At 70.0% G+C, this 19,440-nt stretch carries 15 protein-coding genes and 2 pseudogenes; 9 read left to right on the top strand and 8 right to left on the bottom strand.

Going from position 1 to position 19,440, the window contains the following annotated elements; all coding sequences use genetic code 11:
• Window positions 1–128: 128 nt before the first annotated feature.
• Window positions 129–1,358, top strand: a complete 1,230-nt coding sequence (gene mshC / locus AB0F13_RS14460) for a cysteine--1-D-myo-inosityl 2-amino-2-deoxy-alpha-D-glucopyranoside ligase (RefSeq protein WP_362080543.1) — start codon at window positions 129–131, stop codon at window positions 1,356–1,358.
• A gap of 159 nt (window positions 1,359–1,517) precedes the next feature.
• Window positions 1,518–3,770 (top strand): TIM-barrel domain-containing protein, encoded by a 2,253-nt coding sequence (locus AB0F13_RS14455; RefSeq protein ID WP_362080540.1) that lies wholly within the window; start codon window positions 1,518–1,520, stop codon window positions 3,768–3,770.
• Here AB0F13_RS14455 and AB0F13_RS14450 read toward each other — a convergent pair.
• On the bottom strand, window positions 3,767–4,231 hold the full coding sequence (locus tag AB0F13_RS14450) for a hypothetical protein (RefSeq protein ID WP_362080537.1): 465 nt from the start codon (window positions 4,229–4,231) through the stop codon (window positions 3,767–3,769). The two genes, AB0F13_RS14455 and AB0F13_RS14450, sit on opposite strands and share 4 nt — an antisense overlap.
• Complete coding sequence (locus AB0F13_RS14445; protein ID WP_362080534.1) at window positions 4,228–4,368, bottom strand: hypothetical protein; 141 nt, start codon at window positions 4,366–4,368, stop codon at window positions 4,228–4,230. Before AB0F13_RS14445 ends, AB0F13_RS14450 begins: the two co-directional genes overlap by 4 nt.
• A gap of 226 nt (window positions 4,369–4,594) precedes the next feature.
• Between AB0F13_RS14445 and AB0F13_RS14440 the strand changes: the two genes are divergently transcribed.
• Together AB0F13_RS14440 and AB0F13_RS14435 are read left to right on the top strand one after the other, a co-directional pair.
• Complete coding sequence (locus AB0F13_RS14440; protein ID WP_362080531.1) at window positions 4,595–5,362, top strand: GntR family transcriptional regulator; 768 nt, start codon at window positions 4,595–4,597, stop codon at window positions 5,360–5,362.
• 121 nt (window positions 5,363–5,483) lie between these two features.
• On the top strand, window positions 5,484–6,218 hold the full coding sequence (locus tag AB0F13_RS14435) for a hypothetical protein (RefSeq protein ID WP_362080528.1): 735 nt from the start codon (window positions 5,484–5,486) through the stop codon (window positions 6,216–6,218).
• Between the two features lie 55 nt (window positions 6,219–6,273).
• Here the strand turns inward: AB0F13_RS14435 and AB0F13_RS14430 are convergent.
• From AB0F13_RS14430 to AB0F13_RS14415, 4 genes and pseudogenes are all read right to left on the bottom strand, one after another.
• Window positions 6,274–6,630 (bottom strand): annotated as a pseudogene (locus AB0F13_RS14430) (zinc-binding dehydrogenase); the annotation flags it as partial.
• 62 nt (window positions 6,631–6,692) lie between these two features.
• The gene (locus AB0F13_RS14425; RefSeq protein ID WP_362080526.1) at window positions 6,693–7,331 is read right to left on the bottom strand and encodes a hypothetical protein; all 639 of its coding nucleotides are present in this window, start codon (window positions 7,329–7,331) and stop codon (window positions 6,693–6,695) included.
• A gap of 123 nt (window positions 7,332–7,454) precedes the next feature.
• A pseudogene (locus AB0F13_RS14420) lies at window positions 7,455–7,634 on the bottom strand (IS630 family transposase); the annotation flags it as partial.
• A 331-nt stretch (window positions 7,635–7,965) separates the two neighbouring features.
• Entirely contained in the window at window positions 7,966–9,219 is a 1,254-nt protein-coding gene (locus AB0F13_RS14415) for an RICIN domain-containing protein (protein WP_362080524.1), read from the bottom strand.
• A 147-nt stretch (window positions 9,220–9,366) separates the two neighbouring features.
• Here AB0F13_RS14415 and AB0F13_RS14410 point away from each other — a divergent pair, with 147 nt between their 5' ends.
• Window positions 9,367–10,002 (top strand): hypothetical protein, encoded by a 636-nt coding sequence (locus tag AB0F13_RS14410; RefSeq protein WP_362080521.1) that lies wholly within the window; start codon window positions 9,367–9,369, stop codon window positions 10,000–10,002.
• Window positions 10,003–10,420: 418 nt separating this feature from the next.
• Complete coding sequence (locus AB0F13_RS14405; RefSeq protein WP_362080518.1) at window positions 10,421–11,083, top strand: hypothetical protein; 663 nt, start codon at window positions 10,421–10,423, stop codon at window positions 11,081–11,083.
• Window positions 11,084–11,351: 268 nt separating this feature from the next.
• Here AB0F13_RS14405 and AB0F13_RS14400 read toward each other — a convergent pair whose 3' ends face one another.
• Both AB0F13_RS14400 and metH read right to left on the bottom strand, forming a co-directional pair.
• Window positions 11,352–12,056, bottom strand: coding sequence for a hypothetical protein (locus AB0F13_RS14400; protein ID WP_362080515.1), 705 nt, complete (start codon window positions 12,054–12,056; stop codon window positions 11,352–11,354).
• A 176-nt stretch (window positions 12,057–12,232) separates the two neighbouring features.
• The gene (gene metH / locus AB0F13_RS14395; RefSeq protein WP_362080512.1) at window positions 12,233–15,736 is read right to left on the bottom strand and encodes a methionine synthase; all 3,504 of its coding nucleotides are present in this window, start codon (window positions 15,734–15,736) and stop codon (window positions 12,233–12,235) included.
• Window positions 15,737–16,012: 276 nt separating this feature from the next.
• On the opposite strand from metH, the gene AB0F13_RS14390 reads away from it, so the two are divergent.
• From AB0F13_RS14390 to glpK, 3 genes are all read left to right on the top strand, one after another.
• The gene (locus AB0F13_RS14390) at window positions 16,013–16,777 is read left to right on the top strand and encodes an IclR family transcriptional regulator (RefSeq protein WP_362080509.1); all 765 of its coding nucleotides are present in this window, start codon (window positions 16,013–16,015) and stop codon (window positions 16,775–16,777) included.
• Window positions 16,778–17,080: 303 nt separating this feature from the next.
• Window positions 17,081–17,863 (top strand): MIP/aquaporin family protein, encoded by a 783-nt coding sequence (locus tag AB0F13_RS14385; RefSeq protein WP_362080506.1) that lies wholly within the window; start codon window positions 17,081–17,083, stop codon window positions 17,861–17,863.
• A 41-nt stretch (window positions 17,864–17,904) separates the two neighbouring features.
• Window positions 17,905–19,440, top strand: coding sequence for a glycerol kinase GlpK (gene glpK, locus AB0F13_RS14380; RefSeq protein ID WP_362080503.1), 1,536 nt, complete (start codon window positions 17,905–17,907; stop codon window positions 19,438–19,440).

The following is a 19,440-nucleotide window of genomic DNA, read 5'->3' as shown; positions in this document are numbered from 1 at the left end:
GAGCCCGGTTCCGGGAAGGGGCGGGACTGGGGAAAAGCACACCCACCGCGCCCCGCGCAAGACAGCAGATTCGGCCAACCGCCCTGCCCGGTTCGTATCCGGAACGTGCATCCGGTTACGCTCAGGGCATGCATGCCTGGCCCGCTTCAGAGGTACCCGCCCTGCCCGGCAGTGGCCGCGACCTCCGGATCCACGACACCGCGACCGGTGAACGGGTGACCCTCGTTCCCGGTCCCGTCGCCCGTATCTACGTCTGCGGCATCACGCCGTACGACGCCACCCACCTGGGACACGCGGCGACCTACAACGCGTTCGACCTGGTGCAGCGCGTGTGGCTCGACACCAAGCGGCAGGTTCACTACGTCCAGAACGTCACCGACGTCGACGACCCGCTGCTGGAGCGGGCCATCGCCAACGGCGACGACTGGACTGCCCTCGCCGAGCGCGAGACGGCCCTCTTCCGCGAGGACATGACCGCCCTGCGCATCCTCCCGCCCCGCCAGTACGTGGGTGCGGTGGAGTCGATACCGAAGATCGTCCCCCTGGTGGAGCGGCTGCGCGACGCTGGCGCCGCCTACGAACTCGACGGCGACATCTACTTCTCCGTCGCCTCCGACCCCGCCTTCGGCGGCGTCTCCCACCTCGACGCAGAGGCGATGCGCCTGCTGTCCGCCGAGCGCGGCGGCGACCCGGAGCGCCCGGGCAAGAAGAACCCCGTCGACCCCATGCTGTGGATGGCCGCCCGCCCGGGCGAGCCCAGCTGGGACGGGGCCACCCTCGGCCCCGGACGGCCCGGCTGGCACATCGAGTGCGTCGCCATCGCCCTGGAGTACTTCGGCATGGGCTTCGACGTCCAGGGCGGCGGCTCCGACCTGATCTTCCCGCACCACGAGATGGGCGCCTCGCACGCCCAGGCGCTCACCGGCGAGCACCCCTTCGCCAAGACCTACGTGCACGCCGGCATGGTCGCCCTCCACGGCCAGAAGATGTCCAAGTCCAAGGGCAACCTGGTCTTCGTCTCCACGCTGCGCCGCGAAGGCGTCGACCCGGCCGCCATCCGGCTCGCGCTCCTGTCCCACCACTACCGGGCCGACTGGGAGTGGACGGACGACGTCCTGACCGAGGCCGTGGAGCGCCTGGCCCGCTGGCGCGCCGCCGTCTCCCGCCCCGACGGCCCGTCTGCCGACGCGCTCGTCGAGGAGATCCGCCAGGCCCTCGCCGACGACCTCGACGCCCCGGCCGCGCTCGCCGCGATCGACCGCTGGGCCGCGGCCCAGGCGGCCGACGGCGGCACGGACGAGGGGGCACCGGGCCTGGTGTCCCGCGCGGCCGACGCCCTGCTGGGCGTGGCGCTGTGACGCGCTGACCCTCCCTTCCGCCATGGGGCGCTGTCCCCGCAGGAGTACCTGCGGGGACAGCGCCCCGTTCGTCATCGGGGCCCGCCGGCACGGGAAGTCCAGGCCTCCCGCACACCAGTCCATGGTCCCGCGCATGCTCCACGCACTATGCACGCCAGCATGAGAACACCACGACGACTCAGAGCGGTGGCCGCCACCGCCCTCCTCGGGCTCATGGCGGCCCTGGCCGGCCCGGCCGGCGGCGCGCACGCCGGCCCGCCCGGCCCCGCCGAACGGACCGTCGGCGACGTCACCGGCTTCTCCACGGCGGGGCCCGTCTTCCACCTGAAGGCAGGCGAGGCCCGGGTGCGGGTCAGCTTCGTCGCCGCCGACACCTTCCGCGTCGAGCTGGCTCCCGACGGCACGTTCACCGACCCGGCCGGCAAGGACATCGTGCAGCGCCAGGGGCCGCCCCCGGCCACCCGCTGGCGCGAGCGGGCCGACCGCTACGAGATGAGCACGTCGGCGGTGACCCTGCGCGCGTACAAGAGCCCGCTGCGCTTCGCCCTGCACCGCGCGGACGGCACCCGGCTGTGGGCGGAGACCAAGGGCCTCACCTGGAGCGGGGACCGCACCACCCAGACCCTCGCCCGTGGCGCCGACGAGCAGTTCTACGGCGCCGGGATGCAGAACGGGCGCGGCAACACCTCGCACCGGGGCCGGACGGTGGAGGTCGGCGTCGACTACAACTGGGACGACGGCGGCCACCCCAACTCCGTGCCGTTCTACCTGTCGTCGGCCGGCTACGGCGTCTACCGCAACACCTACGCGCCCGGCACGTACGCGTTCGACGACCCAGTCACGACGACCGAGCGGGAACGGCGCTTCGACGCCTACTACTTCGCGGGTGGCTCGGCGAAGGACGTCATAGGCCAGTACACGAAGCTGACCGGCCGGCCCTTCCTGCCGCCGCTGTACGGGCTGGAGATCGGCGACTCCGACTGCTACCTGCACAACAAGAACCGCGGCGAGCGCCGCACGCTCGACGCCCTGAAGGTCGCCGACGGCTACACCGCGGGCGACCTGCCGCTCGGCTGGATGCTCGTCAACGACGGCTACGGCTGCGGCTACGAGAACCTGAGCGAGGTGAACAAGGGCCTCGGCGACCGGAACACGAAGATGGGCCTGTGGACCGAGGACGGCCTCGGGAAACTCGCCGACCAGGTCAAGGCGGGCCAGCGGGTCGCCAAGCTGGACGTCGCCTGGGTCGGCGACGGCTACAAGTTCGCGCTCGACGGCTGCAAGGACGCCTACAAGGGCATCGAGGACAACAGCGACGCCCGCGGCTTCACCTGGGCCCCCGAGAGCTGGTCCGGTGCCCAGCGCTGCGGCGTGCAGTGGTCCGGCGACCAGAAGGGTTCGTGGGAGTACATCCGCTGGCAGATCCCCACATATGCGGGCGCGACCATGTCGGGCCTGGCGTACACGACGGGCGACGTGGACGGCATCTTCGGCGGCAGCCCGAAGACGTACGTGCGCGACCTGCAGTGGAAGGCGTTCCTGCCGGCCGTGATGACCATGGACGGCTGGGCGCCGAGCGACAAGCAGCCGTGGCGCTACGGCGATCCGTACACCTCCATCAACCGCAAGTACCTCAAGCTCAAGGAGTCGCTGCTGCCCTACATGTACTCCTACGCGGCCGAGGCGACACGGACGGGTGTGGGGCCGGTGCGCCCGCTGGCGCTGGAGTACCCGGACGATCCCAAGGCGTCGTCGGAGGCGGCCAAGTACGAGTTCCTGACGGGCGAGTACTTCCTCGTGGCCCCGGTGTACGAGGACAAGGAGGTCCGCGACGGCATCTATCTCCCCAAGGGGAAGTGGACCGACTACTGGACGGGCCGCACCTACCAGGGCCCGACCACCGTCGACGGCTACCGCGCCCCGCTGGACACCCTCCCGCTGTTCGTCAAGGCCGGGGCCAACATCCCCATGTGGCCCGGCATCCGCTCCTACGAGGACCGCACGGCCGGCTCCCCGGTCGCCTGGGACGTCTACCCGCAGGGGACCTCGTCCTTCACCCTGTACGAGGACGACGGCGTGACGCGCGCCCACCGGACGGGCGCGTACGCCCAGCAGAAGCTGACGGTACAGGCACGGTCCGCGGCCGACGTGACCCTGGAGCTGAGCCCCCTCACGGGTGACTACCGCGGCAAGCAGACGTCCCGCCCGGCCCAGTTCACCGTCCACACGGGCACGGCACCGGCCACGGCCACGCTGGCCGGCCGGGACCTGCCGCGGTTCGCGTCGAAGGACGCGTTCGAGCGGGCGGAGCAGGGCTGGTGGTACGACGCCGCCGACCGGGGCGGGGTCGTACGCGTCAAGACGGGAGTGCTGCCGACGGACCGGGCGTTGACGGTGGTCCTCGCTTCCTAGGAGACGCGCCCCGTGCGGGCGAGTACCCGGCCCGCCGCGTCGAGCGCGGAGCGCAGATGGCCGGGGGAGGTGAGACGGGGGCCTTCCCCGTCTCCTTCCTCCTCTTCCGGGAAGACCCAGACACGGTCGCGGAGGTACTTGCCGGGCGGCGGCGACAGGAGGGCCCAGCCGGGCGGGTAGACGATGACCCCGTCCACCCCGGCCAGCCCACGCCCCGCTCCTGGCGCAAGTGGCCACCAGGTGGCGCGTTCCGCACCGCTCATGAGGTGCGGGCCGACGTGGTGGCCCTGCGCCCGGAGCTCACGGACGGCGGCCGTGGCCAGGGCGAAGTCCACCTGCACGACGTCCCACCGCCTGCCGGTCAGGAGCGGGGCGGTGCAGCCCATGTTCCAGAGGTGAGTGGTGGCGTGGGGGTCGGTGGCGGCTCGTGCGAGCCAGTGGGTGAAAGGGTTGCGGGTCATCTGCTGCTCCTGTGGTCCAGTTCGGCCCAGACGACCGCGCCGTGTCGGGTGCGGTCGTGTCCGTAGCGGTCCGTGCCGATGAGGCTGACCAGGACGGCGCGTCGGGCCTGTTCGCTCAGGTCGGGCGGGAGGTCCACCTCGACGCGGATCCGTTGCCGTGTCTCATTGGTGCGCGGCGTACACCCGGTTGCTGCTGCAAGGAGCGCGGCCAGTGCTTTGGCCTGGGCTTTTGTGATGCACACAGATGCCCCCGGGTGAGCGAGCGATCACGTAGCGCATTTCTAATGCATTAGAATCCACCTGATGCATTAGGTTGTCAATGCCGCCGCAACCCCAGCCTCACGGGCAGCACGGAGAGAGCCCATGGCCGCAGAACAACCGCCATACCTGCGCGTCGCACACGACTTGCGGCGCCGTATCGCCGCCGGTGAGTGGGCGGTTGGGGATCGGCTCCCCTCGCGAGCCCGGCTGGCCGCCGAGTACGAAGTGGGCCCGAACGTGCTGCAGAAGGCGCAGGAGCGCCTGATCGTCGAGGGGCTGCTGGAGGGGCGTGCCGGATCCGGCACGTATGTGCGCATGCCCCGCGAGCGCTTGCGCATGGTCCGGTCCCGGCGCCGCGAGCGGCGTGAGGACTCTCCCTTCCGGTCCGACATGCGTGAGCAGGGTCGGCGTAGTTCATGGGAGTCCCACTCCGAGGCGCGCGTGGCGGCGCCCGAACGCATTGCGGAGCGTCTCGCCATCGCGCCCGGTGACCCGTGCGTCCGCACGGTCTACGAGTTCCTGGCGGACGGTTGGCCCGTACAGGTCTCCGAGAGCTGGGAGCCCATGGCCATCACCGGAGACAGTCCGATCGTCCTCCCTGAGCTCGGACCCTGCGCGGGCCTGGGGGTGGTCGAGCGGATGCGTTCCATCGGAGTTGTGATCGAAACAGCGGTCGAGGTCCCCCGGCCGGCCCGGGCCACGCAGGCGCAGGCCAACCTCCTGGGCATCAGCCTGGGTGATCTGATCATGGAGATCGAGCGTACGTACTACGACGCCGATGGTCGTCCGGTCGAGACGGCCGACATCGCAGTGCCGGACGCCCGTTGGGAAATCGCCTATGAGATCCCCGTCGAAGGCGCCTCGCCCTGACTTCCGGGCACGTTGCATGTACCCATCCCTGGTCGGGACGGCCGGCTGACTCGGCCGCAGACGCGTCCGGTAACGTCACCCTCTTCGGCCGTCACCGGCCGGAGTCTCGGACGGGATACCCGTGAACCGCCTCACCACCCCTGAGCTGACCGCAGCCGTGGCCCGTGTTGCCGAAGTCTTCGCCGGTCAGGCGGCCGACCCGCAGGAGACCGGGTGTCTCTTCTGCTACGGCGAAGAAGAGATCGCATGGCTGCGCGACCCCGATGCCGCGCTCCCGGACGAATTCGTGCTGCAAGTGGCGCGCGAGGTGCCGAGCCACTGGACGGACGGCGCGGCAGTGATCCGCCGCATCCTGCCGCGCCTGGCGGCCCTGGCGGCGGAGGGGGCGCACGTCAGTGATGCCTGGGGCCTCGGCCTGGGCGGCGCCCACTGGCAGCAGTGGCCCGGCCACCGGTTCGATGCCGTCCACGCGTTCCTGGACACCTACTGGTCCGCCGCCCTGCGTGCGCCATGGCCCGCCCACACCGTCTTCGACGCCTTCGCGTTCTGCGCGCAGGCGCATGGTTCCCCGGCGCCCTGCCTGGCACGGTGGGAGAGTGAGACCGGCCCGGTGGCCGACGCGCACCTGCTGGACTTCGTGGAGTACCGGATCGACGACCTCCTGTCGGCGGCGCTCACGTTCACCCCGCAGGGCTGGGTGACGGCCGACCCCCGGCCGGACGCGGACCTGATCTCCTGGGTACTGCAATACGCCGGACCGCGGATCAGGACCCGCGGCGATGCGGACCCCGACCTGCTGTACCGCCTCGACCAGCTCGCTCTGCCGGAGGACCGGCGCTGGGCCGATATGCCATGAGGCGACCGGCCCGTGCGGGGCGGCGGCGGACGCGGCCCCGCACGGGCCGGGCGGGTCAGGCCGCGGTGATGACGATCTTTCCGCGCAGGTGGCCTTCGTCCAGGCGTCGGTAGGCGTCGGCGGCCTGCTCCAGCGGGAAGACGGCCTCGACGGGCAGCTGCAGCCGGCCGTCCTCGAACAGGGGCAGGAGTTCGGCCATGACCTGCGGGAGGGGCAGGACCTCGGTGGAGAAGTGAACGCCGTACTGCCCGGCGCGCGGGTCGGCGATGGTGAGGACCTTGGCCGGGTCTCCGCCGGTCAGTTCCAGGGACACGGCCAGGGCGTCGCGGCCGGACGCGTCGAGGACGACGTCGACGCCCTGCGGGGCCGCGTTCCGCACCCGGTCGAAGAGGCCGTCGCCGTAGGTCACCGGGTGTGCGCCGAGTTCGCGGAGGAATGCCTGGTTGCCCTCACCGGCGGTGCCATCGTGTCAGCCTACGGCTTCGGGGGTAGGGCCAACGCGGGCAGGTTCAAGGCGCGTGCGAGGGCTGCGGTGACCGCGGCGGCGTGGTCAGGCAGGTGCTGGACGGCCCAGTCGGCAGCCAGCTGGAGGAAGTCGGTCAGATCGCCCTCTGCCGTTGCGAGCAGACGGCGCAGCTCGGAGAGGGGGAGTTCAATCACCGGGCCGTCGTCCTGCTCGGCATCGACGGTCAGCCGGACCGTGTCGCCGAGGCGTTCGGCGAGCGGAGAGGGGTCATGGCCGAAGGAGGCCCAGCCGTCGCCGTCGAGGACCTCGAGCCAGTCACGCCACTCTTCCAGCCCGTTGCAGCAGCCGGGCAGCAAGGCGGTGCCGGTGATGGTGTCGGTGACCCGCAGGCCGCCGGCCGCGAAGAGGTCGTCCATGGTGAGCAGTCCGTGCAAGAAGGATCCGAGCGGGTCGGCGGGCCACGGCGGTCGATCGTCGTCGGTATCGATGTTGTTGCAGTCGGCGATGCGCATGATCGCCGTGCCGAGTTCGGCCGGGCTGAGCGCGCCGCTGAGGGGCAGGAAGTCGTACGGCTCGAACTTGGCGACCGGCCAGAGGGCGAAGCCGTCGGGGGCGCAGATCTCCAGAACAGGTTGCAAAACGATCACCTGGTGAGTGTGCCGCAACCCTCATGCGCACGGCCTCCCGATTACCCACGCGGCTTCCTGTGGAGCGTTGGCCGAGGCCGTTGGGCATGCAGTCTTCTGGTGCGGGCGGCCCCAGTGGTGCTGGCGCTCGCTGCGAATGCGGGCGCGTTCGCGGCGCTGCGCGGCCAGCACATCCGGGTGTCTGCGATGAGCGTTGCGCCAGCACAGGTAGGCGTGGATGCCCCGGGCGAGGACGGCGTGGTTGGGCGGGCAACCGGTCAGGGTGCGTGCGCCGGGCCCAGCAGGTGCCGTGACAGGGCTGGATAGACAGCGGCCCGAACTGGTCGAAGGCGAAAGCACCGGTCGGGGAAGCGGCGGCTGACCTCCCCGAACAGGCAGTCAAAACCAGCATCCCGTCGACAGCCGAGATCATCACGCCCCTACCCGGCCGACGTCCGCGGTCAACGCGGCAGGCGGACCAGGCGCGGCCCCATCCGGCTCGGGCAGTTCCGCCCGCCGCGCCCCAGCCACCGAAGAAGGCGGTCAGGGCGCGGCGCTGCTCTTCCCGGCGATCTGCTGCGCGAGTGCCCGGTGGCCGATTACATCGCGGTACGCGGGTGCTGGCGGAAGTCGACGGACGGGATGGGCAGGACGGCTACGCCTTCACCAGGACGTACGTTCCGGTGCCGTCGGGCTTGCCCATGCTGTATTGGCGCAGGGGCTGGCCGTCGGCGTAGCGGTCATGGCCGATCATGTAGCCGGTGTACTTGTTCTGGATGCCGATCTTGTTGGAGCCGGGAACATCCCGGTAGATGTAGAACCGCTGGAGGTCGTCCGCCTTGCAGTCGGCCTGCACCAGAGGGGACCCCTCGACGGCCGCGTTCTGCTCCGCGATGGCCAGGCACTTGTTGCTGCGGTGGTTGATGAGGATCTGCTCAGCGATGCCGTTGGTCTCCGGTCCGTGGCACATCTGCCATTGGTCCAGGTTGCCGCTGAACACCGTGGAGGGCCTGAGCCGGACACTGTCGTCCTGCAGGAGGGGCGCGGTCCAGAACAGGGACCGGTCAGCTGTGCCGATCTTGTAGTAGCCCCCGTCGCATGTGAAGCCTGTCAGCGCGTTGCGGGCGGTGGGCGAGCCGGCCAGATCCTGCTTCGCTGCCTTTGCCGGCGCGGATGCCTTCGCCGCCGGTGCGAGTTTGGCACCGGCCGCAGCAGTCCCGCAGCCGAGGAGATCCTGCGCCTTGCGCATGATGCTGCTGGCGGGCACGGCGTCCTCGCATCGGACCGCGCCCTCTTCCAGCGTGGTGTATGTCGTGAAGCTGCCGCTCTCCGGGCCTTCGATCCATTTGGTGGCGTAGGTGCCGTTGCCCTGGTCGGCACGGTTGCAGTTCAGGCTGCCGTACTGCCCGCTGACCTTGCGGGTCCCCTCATAGAGGCCGTAGTAGCCGGGCCTGCGGAAGTCCCAGGAGATGGACTTGGACTGGCTGCTGGTGGTGGAGGAGGACATCTGCACGTTCAGGCCCAGGCTCCCGCCCACCTGGCCGAGCACTCCGACCTGGAAGCTGCCCTGGATGTTGGCGGAGAGGCCGACCTGGACCGTGACCACGGTCTGTGTACTGGTCTCGATCGTCTGGGAGCCCGTCGACCCCTCGGTGACGTACCAGCCCTTGAAGTGGGTGATCGTCGGCTGCACTTGGGCGCTCTTGATGAACGGGTACCGCTTGCCGAGGTCGGCGGAGGTACAGGCGTCGCCGAGCTTCGGCTGGTCGGCGGTTGTAGCGGGCTTCGGATGCCCGGTCGCGGCGGCGGGGCCGGCCATGACAGTGAGGGCGGTGAGCGTCGACGTAGCGGTCACGGCGAGGGCGGCCAGCCCTCTGGCCCAGCGGCCGGAGGTTCTTAAAGGATTCATGATGCCCTTTCTCTGGCCGGGCGCTCTGCCGCCTCAGGCCGGGGCTCTGCCAATTGTGTGGTGGGGTGCGGTGCTCGATTGAGGTGAACTTAGCGTCGGCAGCGGCGGAGTGACGATGACGGAATCAGTCGGTCCGGGGCGAAACGCATGGCCCTTCATGGGCTGTCCGGCGGCCTTGACCTGCCCGGGTTCAATCAGAATTTCATGGGCGGAGATATGATCCGCCGCCACCATCGTGCACATGGGCTGATTGGCCGTGAATCTGCTGCCGCCAACCCGACGATCAGCGACTGCCATTACAGTTCCTCGTCGTTTGCCGGTGCGTCCGAGTGCCACCAAACAGTCACGGCATTCGGTCAACTTTCGGGTTCCGAAATCGAGTTCCTTCGGTGGGTCATGGCGGGCTGGGTATTTGCGCGCTTGCCCGAACAGCTCTATGAACAACGGAGGCAGACCGTCGCTGGTACGGCGAAGGGAATCCAGCGAAGGCGGCGCGCCTGCTCTCTGGAGGCTCTGTCCGGGCCGGAGGCAGGCATTTCGGTTGAGGAGACCATGTCCAGGGCAAGCTGGCCGACCTTCGTCGCGCCTATCACTGATGCCGCGTCTCGCTTCAGGCAACGCCGTCTACCGGAGGAGAGGCAGGCCCGCCCAGGGCCTCATCTGCTCAGCACAGGGAAATCCCTGGTGAACCGCGATCAGGCGCGCGTTTGCTGGACCGTCCGTGAGCTCGAACGCCAGAGCCGGCCGTCGTTTAAGCAGACCAGGCGTGTAGCGGCGCGGTAGAAACGCTCGCCTGCCGCCCTGCCGAGCAATCCGTAGCTGATGGCTCACCACGCCCGGTGGCCGGCCCGGCAGCGTCGGGATGAGCCCCGGGCAACTCCGTTACGGGCAGGCCGTATCAACCAGAAAAGCGAGAGGGGACGATCATGTCTTTACCAGGTATACGTCGCCACCATGGAGGACGGGACCGAAAGCCGAACAGGCTGCGCCGTGCCCTGTCAGGGGCGACCGTGGCCGCAACGGCAGCCGCTGTCGCATTCGGTGGCACAGCGACGGCCGCCGCCGCGCCCGCGCATCCTGCCGACCGCATAAGCGCCGTCACGACGGGCCCGGCGGAACATACCGTCACGTCTAGGATGACCACGGTGCGGGTGACGGAGCTGGTCACCAGAACCCCGGACCACGCGGGCAACGTCACCGTGTGTACGCGCGCGACATCCCTCTGCTGCGCCCGCCCGGGCAGGCCGACCTGCTGCAGGTGCTGTGGTGCCCCTACGACCACCCGCCGGAGCCCAAGCCCAGGACCGCGCTGTTCTGGCGGTCCGCCGCCGCGGTCACCGACGTCCTCACCACACCTCCGGAGCCGGCCGTGGTTCAGCTAGGCGGCTACGTGCCGGAGCCGTGCCTGCTCGACCCGGAGCCGACCACCGAATACGCCCACCCCATGGAGCTGAGCAAGGAGTTGCAGGAACGGCTAGGAGATTGGAGCACGTGGCAGGCAGCCGGCGCCGCTCCGGACAGCTCCTACGCGCCCGCCCCGCAGGAGTTCTACCGGAATATGCTGTCCGTCGCTCCCGGCTGGAAGACCGGCGGCTGGACGCGCTGGGGCCTCACCGACCCCGTCCCCCGGGTCTGCCCCGCCTGCGACGCCGAGATGGACCCGCTACTGACCATCGCCTCGACCGAATGGGACGACAGCACCCGCAGTTGGATCCCGTACGAGGAGCAAGCCCACAGCACACCCTCCACCGCCAACCCTCACCCCGCGACCCCGGCCAAAGTCGAGATCGCCGGGGGCTACGATCTGCAGCTCTACGCCTGCCCGGCATCGCCAGACCATCCGCATACGGACCTGATCCAGTGAGATTTTCTCTACGCCGATACGCGGGCCTGGGCCTACCCGGCCGACCTTCGCGGTCAACGCACCAGCCGTTGCGGTAGGGGGAGGCTGCGGGTGGGGAAGGCAAGTCGCGGCAAGCGATTACGCAGCCAGGGACGTAGCCAGGCTGTGGACTGCTGCCAGTGCGGCGCGGACGGCGCAGCGGTTGCGGGTGCGGTCGCTGGAGTGTCTGCGTGGCAACCCGTGGGTGCAGACCCGGACCCCGACCCGGCGAACCTATGTGGTCAGAGCACTAGCCGAGGGTGAGCGTCGTGCAGGCGGGGCCGTGCTCCGACTTCGACTCGCACTCCTCCCCTCTTGGCTCCTCGGGGTTGGAGGCCGAGATGTCGATGAGCGAGACCCCCGCAGGAGGCACGAGCGGGACGTCGATCCGCTGGTCGACCTCGCCCTGGTCGTCCGGCCGGAGCATGCTCCAGTAGAGGTCATGCGATTTCTTGTCGTCAGGAAGGCCTTCGGGGGTCACGGCCACCGCGATCCGCGCCCACTTCTGCACGCCGTCCGCGTGGATGTTGAAGTGCAGCCTCATGTGGGAGCGGGGGCCGTCGAGTCTGACCTCGGTGATGGTCGGGCGGCCGTTGCCGCCCGCGGCCTGGGCGGCGCCGACCACGGCCACGCTCAGGGACGTCATGTAGAAGACGACGCCGAGGACGAGGACGCCCGTCTCCCACAGGACCCCGCGGCCCGTGGGGCGGATGAGCAGGGCGGCGATGCTGCAGACGATGGCGATGATGGCGCACAGCGAGGCCACGTAGATGGGCCACGACCTGTTGTTGAGGGCGACGAATACGAACCGGCTGGTGAGGCCGAGCGTGGTCATGATGCCGGCCACCGCCACGAGGGCGCCTGCGAGGATCTTGGCCACGTCGTCCAGGCGCTTGCCGAGGGCGGCCTGGATCTCTTCGAGGGTCGGAGGGGGAGGGGTCTGCGAACCGCCCATGTGGAGTTCCCGATCGTCGGTCTCTTGCCGGACGACGTCAGGTTCGCACCTGGTGCGGTGCCGGACGCGGACGGCGGGCGGGCGGGCCCCGGCCGGGGCACAGCGTTCCCCTGTGCGGCCCAGCCGCCCGGGGGCCCCGCAAACCGGCGGGGCCCCCGGGCGCCGGCGCGCCCGGTTCAGCGGGCGTTGAAGTACTTCGCCTCCGGGTGGTGGATCACCATCGCGTCGGTGGACTGCTCGGGGTGCAGCTGGAACTCCTCCGAGAGCTGTACGCCGATCCGCTCCGGCTGCAGCAGGTCCGCGATCTTGGCGCGGTCCTCCAGGTTGGGGCAGGCGCCGTAGCCCAGGGAGAAGCGGGCGCCACGGTACTTCAGGGCGAACATGTCTTCGACGTCGTCGGGGTCCTCGTCACCGAAGCCCAGCTCCGAGCGGACGCGCGCGTGCCAGTACTCGGCCAGTGCCTCCGCCAGTTGGACGGACAGGCCGTGCAGCTCCAGGTAGTCGCGGTAGGAGTCGGAGGCGAACAGCTCCGCCGTCGCCTCGCCGATCCGCGAACCGACCGTGACGACCTGAAGGCCGATCACGTCCCGCTGGCCGGAGTCCTCCGGGCGGAAGTAGTCCGCCAGGCACAGCCGCCGGCCGCGGCGCTGGCGCGGGAAGGTGAAGCGGGTGCGCTCGGTGCCGTCCTCATGCAGGAGGATGAGGTCGTCGCCCTTGCTCACGCAGGGGAAGTAGCCGTAGACGACGGCCGCCTCCAGCAGGTTCTCCGTATGCAGCTTCTCCAGCCAGCCGCGCAGCCGCGGCCGGCCCTCGGTCTCCACCAGCTCCTCGTACGTGGGGCCGGTCGTACGGGCCTGCTTCAGGCCCCACTGGCCCTTGAACAGCGCGCCCTCGTCCAGCCAGGACGCGTAGTCCTTCAGCGGGATGCCCTTGACGACCCGCGTGCCCCAGAAGGGCGGCTCGGGAACGCGGTTGTCGGTGGCGACGTCCGAGCGCACGGAGCCCTCCGGCTCCTCGGCCTCCTCGACGGCGACGGTCCGCTTCGGCACCCGCCGCTGCTTGAGCTCCGGCAGCGACGCGCCCGGCACGCCGCGCTTGACGGCGATCAGCGCATCCATCAGACGCAGGCCCTCGAACGCGTCGCGGGCGTAGCGCACCTCGCCCTCGTAGATCTCGTGCAGGTCCTGCTCGACGTACGCCCGTGTCAGCGCGGCACCGCCCAGGATCACCGGGTAGTCCGCCGCCAGCTTGCGCTGGTTCAGCTCCTCCAGGTTCTCCTTCATGATCACGGTGGACTTCACCAGGAGCCCGGACATGCCGATGACGTCCGCCCTGTGCTCCTCGGCGGCTTCCAGGATCGCCGAGACCGGCTGCTTGATGCCGAGGTTGACGACGTTGTAACCGTTGTTGGAGAGGATGATGTCGACGAGGTTCTTGCCGATGTCGTGGACGTCGCCGCGGACCGTGGCCAGCACGATCGTGCCCTTGCCCTCGGCGTCGGACTTCTCCATGTGCGGCTCCAGGTAGGCGACCGCGTTCTTCATCACCTCGGCCGACTGCAGCACGAACGGCAGCTGCATCTGGCCGGAGCCGAAGAGCTCACCGACGACCTTCATGCCCTCCAGCAGCGTGTCGTTGACGATCTCCAGCGCGGGACGGCCCAGCAGCGCCTCGTCCAGGTCGGCCTCCAGGCCGTTCTTCTCACCGTCGATGATGCGCCGCTGGAGCCGCTCGTCCAGCGGGAGGGCCAGCAGCTCCTTCGCCTTGCCGGCCTTCATGGACTTGGTGTCCACGCCCTCGAACAGCTCCAGGAACCGCTGCAGCGGGTCGTATCCCTCGCGCCGCCGGTCGTGGATGAGGTCGAGGGCGACCTCGCGCTGCTCGTCCTCCAGCCGGGCGATCGGCAGGATCTTCGAGGCGTGCACGATGGCCGAGTCCAGGCCGGCCTCGACGCACTCGTTGAGGAAGACGGAGTTGAGGACCATGCGGGCGGCCGGGTTGAGGCCGAAGGAGATGTTGGACAGGCCCAGCGTCGTCTGGACATCGGGGTGCCGGCGCTTGAGCTCCCTGATCGCCTCGATCGTGGCGATGCCGTCCTTGCGGGACTCCTCCTGGCCGGTGGCGATGGTGAAGGTGAGGCAGTCAACGATGATGTCGGACTCCTGCACCCCCCAGTTCCCCGTGAGGTCGGCGATCAGCCGCTCCGCGACGGCGACCTTGTGCTCGGGCGTACGGGCCTGGCCGTCCTCGTCGATCGTCAGCGCGATCAGCGCCGCACCGTGCTCGACGGCCAGCCGGGTGATCCTCGCGAAGCGGGAGTCCGGCCCGTCGCCGTCCTCGTAGTTGACGGAGTTGATCACGGCCCGGCCGCCCAGCTTCTCCAGGCCCGCCTGGAGGACCGCGGGCTCGGTGGAGTCCAGCACCAGCGGCAGCGTGGAGGCGGTGGCGAAGCGGCCGGCGATCTCGGCCATGTCCACGACGCCGTCGCGGCCCACGTAGTCGACGCACACGTCGAGCAGGTGCGCGCCCTCCCGGATCTGGTCGCGGGCCATCTCGACGCAGTCGTCCCAGCGGCCGGCCAGCATGGCCTCGCGGAACTTCTTCGAGCCGTTGGCGTTGGTCCGCTCGCCGATGGCGAGGTAGGAGGTGTCCTGGCGGAAGGGGACGGTCTGGTAGAGCGAGGAGGCGCCCGGCTCCGGGCGCGGGCTGCGCTCGGTGGGCGTCAGGTCGCGGACCCGCTCGACGACCTGGCGCAGGTGCTCGGGGGTGGTGCCGCAGCAGCCGCCGACCAGGGAGAGCCCGTACTCGTGGACGAACGTCTCGTGCGCGTCCGCCAGCTCGGCCGGCGAGAGCGGGTAGTGCGCGCCGTTCTTGCCCAGGACGGGCAGGCCGGCGTTGGGCATGGCGGAGACGCGGGTGCGGGCGTGCCGGGAGAGGTAGCGCAGGTGCTCGCTCATCTCGGCGGGGCCCGTCGCGCAGTTCAGGCCGATCATGTCGATGCCGAGCGGCTCCAGTGCCGTGAGGGCCGCACCGATCTCCGAGCCGAGCAGCATGGTGCCCGTCGTCTCGACCGTCACCTGCACCAGCAGCGGCACATCCGCGCCCGCCGCCTCCATCGCCCGCCGGGCGCCGATGACGGAGGCCTTGGTCTGCAGCAGGTCCTGGGTGGTCTCCACCAGGATCGCGTCGGCGCCGCCCGCGATCAGGCCCTCGACGTTCTGCTGGTAGGCGTCGCGCAGCCTGCCGTACGGGGCGTGTCCCAGGGTCGGCAGCTTGGTGCCGGGTCCCACCGAGCCCAGCACCCAGCGCGTGCGGCCGTCGCCGGTGGCGTACTCGTCGGCGGCCTCGCGGGCGATGCGGGCGCCGGCCTCGGAGAGCTCGAAGATGCGCTCGGGGATGTCGTACTCGCCCAGCGCGGCGAGGTTGGCGCCGAAGGTATTGGTCTCCACGCAGTCCACGCCGACCGCGAAGTAGGCCTCGTGCACCGAGCGCACGATGTCGGGGCGGGTGACGTTGAGGATCTCGTTGCAGCCTTCGAGCTGCTGGAAGTCCTCGAGGGTTGGGTCCTGCGCCTGGAGCATCGTGCCCATCGCTCCGTCGGCCACCACCACTCGGGTGGCGAGGGCCTCGCGCAGTTGCGCGGCTCGGGCGGAAAGGGTCGATGGCGTGTGCGAGGCCATGGAAATGCTCCCGGGTGTGCGACGGCTGTCGGCTTTACGCCCTCCCTGCAGGGGGGCGTACGCGGCAAGCGTAGCTGGCGGCACCGTCGGCGGCAGAGGGCGTCCCATCCCCTGGACGGCCTGGGTCACCATGGACCCGGCCACCCGGATTGGGCCGGAGGGACCATCTGGATGATCATGGTCATGGCTGCTGTCCAGTACCCCCTGGTCGGCATCGGCCGATAGTGTTCAGCATTGCCGAACGGAGAGCCGGGCGGCGGGTGAGGAGGTAGCTCGATGGCACGGACCATCCAGTCGCTCGAGCGGGCGGCGGCGATGTTGCGGCTGCTCGCGGGTGGCGAGCGGCGGCTCGGCCTGTCCGACGTGGCCTCCGCGCTGGGGCTGGCGAAGGGTACCGCGCACGGCATCCTGCGGACGCTGCAGCAGGAGGGCTTCGTCGAGCAGGACCCCGCCTCGGGGCGCTACCAGCTCGGGGCCGAGCTGCTGCGGCTGGGCAACAGCTACCTGGACGTGCACGAGCTGCGGGCGCGCGCCCTGGTCTGGGCGGACGACCTGGCCCGCTCCAGCGGCGAGAGCGTTTATCTCGGTGTCCTCCACCAACAGGGCGTCCTCATCATCCACCACGTCTTCCGCCCCGACGACAGCCGCCAGGTGCTGGAGGTCGGCGCGATGCAGCCGCTGCACAGCAGTGCGCTCGGCAAGGTGCTGTGCGCCTACGACCCGGTGGCGCATTCGGAGGTCACCGAGAACGACCGCGAGGCGTTCACCCCGCGGACGGTGACGGCCCTGCCCGACCTGGAGGGCGTGCTGGACCTGACCCGCGCCCGCGGCTGGGCGGCGGACGTCGAGGAGACATGGGCGGGCGTCGCGTCCGTCGCCGCCCCCATTCACGACCGGCGGCGGATGCCGGTCGGCGCGGTGGGCATCACGGGTGCGGTGGAGCGGGTGTGCGAGGGCGGCGAGCTGCGGGCGCAGCTGGTCGCCGCGGTGCGGGACTGCGCGCGTGCGGTCTCCCGCGATCTTGGTGCCGGACGCTTCTGAAAACAGGTGGTCCGGTCGGATAATGAGCCCGATCGGAGGTGCCCGAGACCGGCCCGTTACCGGCTGGTATCCGAACGTAGATTTAAGGCCAGATGGCCGGGAGTTTCCGGTCACAGAGCCCTTGACGCGCCCTTAACCGTGCAGGAAGCTGCCGTTCATCGGTCGGCATTGTCGAACACCTGACGACAATATTCGCTATGGTGTGCAGTGCCACGGGACCGATCAACGCCCTCTCGGAGGGCGCGGACCACCGGAGGGACCCGGGGTTCGCCTTCCCCTGGACGAAGGACAAAGGAGTCGCGGGTGTCCAGCTCCGACATCTTCACCGGTGAGTTCATCGGTACCGCAGTATTGATTCTGCTCGGCGGCGGCGTGTGTGCCGCCGTCACTCTGAAGCGCTCTAAGGCACTCAACGCGGGCTGGCTCGCCATCACGTTCGGCTGGGGCTTCGCCGTCCTGGCGGCGGCGTACATCGCCCAGCCGTCCGGCGCGCACCTCAACCCGGCCGTCACCCTCGGTCTCGCGATCGACGGCGCGGTCGAGTGGAGCGACGTGCCGCTGTACATCGGCTCCCAGCTGCTCGGCGCCATACTCGGCGCCACCCTGGTGTGGGTCACGTACTACGGACAGTTCCAGGCCCACCTGACCGACCCCGAGATCGTCGGCAGCCTCAACCCGCAGGAGGGCATGGTCGACCAGACCGCCGCCCCCAAGGCCGGCCCGGTGCTCGGCATCTTCTCCACGGGCCCCGAGATCCGCAACGTGGTGCAGAACCTGGCCACCGAGATCATCGCCACCGCGGTGCTGGTGCTCGCCATCCTCACCCAGGGTCAGACCAAGGGCCTGGCCGTCAGCGGCACCGGCGTGCTGATGGTCGCCTTCGTCGTGGTGAGCATCGGCCTCTCGCTCGGCGGCCCCACCGGCTACGCGATCAACCCGGCACGTGACCTCGGCCCCCGCATCGCCCACGCGCTGCTGCCGCTGCCGAACAAGGGCGGCTCCGACTGGAGCTACGCCTGGATCCCGGTGGCCGGCCCGCTCGTCGGCGCCGCCCTCGCCGCAGGCATCCACAAGCTCGCCTTCTGAGCACCCGCCGAGACCTTCAGACTCCCAGGAGCAGACACACCATGACCGACACCACCGGCAGCCACGGCCACGGTCCGTTCATTGCCGCGATCGACCAGGGCACCACGTCCTCCCGCTGCATCGTCTTCGACCGCGACGGCCGCATCGTCTCCGTCGACCAGAAGGAGCACGAGCAGATCTTCCCGAAGCCGGGCTGGGTCGAGCACGACGCCGTCGAGATCTGGACGAACGTCCAGGAGGTCGTGGCCGGCGCCGTCGAGAAGGCCGGGATCACCTCCGCCGACGTCAAGGCGATCGGCATCACCAACCAGCGCGAGACCACGCTGCTGTGGGACAAGAACACGGGCGAGCCGGTCTACAACGCCATCGTCTGGCAGGACACCCGCACCGACGCCCTGTGCAAGGAGCTCGGCCGCAACGTCGGCCAGGACCGCTTCCGCCGTGAGACCGGCCTCCCCCTGGCCTCCTACTTCTCCGGCCCCAAGGTCCGCTGGCTGCTGGACAACGTCGAGGGCCTGCGCGAGCGTGCCGAGCGCGGCGACATCCTCTTCGGCACCATGGACTCCTGGGTCATCTGGAACCTCACCGGCGGCGTCGACGGCGGCGTGCACGTCACGGACGTCACCAACGCCTCCCGCACCATGCTGATGAACCTGCGCTCCCTGGAGTGGGACGAGCGCATCCTGGCCTCCATGGACATCCCGGCCGCCGTGCTGCCGGAGATCCGCTCCTCCGCCGAGGTCTACGGCAGCGCCAAGGACGGCGCCCTCGCCGGCGTCCCCGTCGCCTCCGCGCTCGGCGACCAGCAGGCGGCCCTCTTCGGCCAGACCTGCTACCAGAAGGGCGAGGCCAAGTCCACCTACGGCACCGGCACCTTCATGCTGATGAACACCGGTGACGAGCCCGTCCAGTCCTACAACGGCCTGCTGACGACCGTCGGTTACCGCATCGGCGACCAGAAGCCGGTCTACGCCCTCGAGGGCTCCATCGCCGTCACCGGCTCCCTCGTGCAGTGGATGCGCGACCAGATGGGCCTCATCAAGAGCGCGGCCGAGATCGAGACGCTCGCCAGCTCCGTCGAGGACAACGGCGGCGCCTACTTCGTGCCGGCCTTCTCCGGCCTGTTCGCCCCCTACTGGCGCTCCGACGCGCGCGGTGTCATCGCGGGCCTGACCCGCTACGTCACCAAGGCGCACATCGCCCGCGCCGTGCTCGAGGCCACCGCCTGGCAGACCCGCGAGATCACCGACGCCATGACCAAGGACTCCGGCGTCGAGCTGACCGCGCTCAAGGTCGACGGCGGCATGACCTCCAACAACTTGCTGATGCAGACGCTCTCGGACTTCCTGGACGCCCCCGTGGTGCGCCCGATGGTCGCGGAGACCACCTGCCTCGGCGCTGCCTACGCCGCCGGCCTCGCCGTCGGCTTCTGGCCGGACACCGACGCGCTGCGTGCCAACTGGCGCCGTGCCGCCGAGTGGACCCCCCGCATGGATGCGGAAACGCGTGACCGCGAGTACAAGAGCTGGCTCAAGGCCGTCGAGCGGACCATGGGCTGGATCGAGGACGAGGAGTAA

Origin of the sequence: Streptomyces sp. NPDC026206, from assembly GCF_040638465.1 — a bacterium.
In the GTDB taxonomy this organism is placed as follows: Bacteria; Actinomycetota; Actinomycetes; order Streptomycetales; family Streptomycetaceae; genus Streptomyces.
The sequence above is the reverse complement of the archived record's forward strand: the minus strand, read 5'-3'. Positions and strand labels throughout refer to the sequence as shown.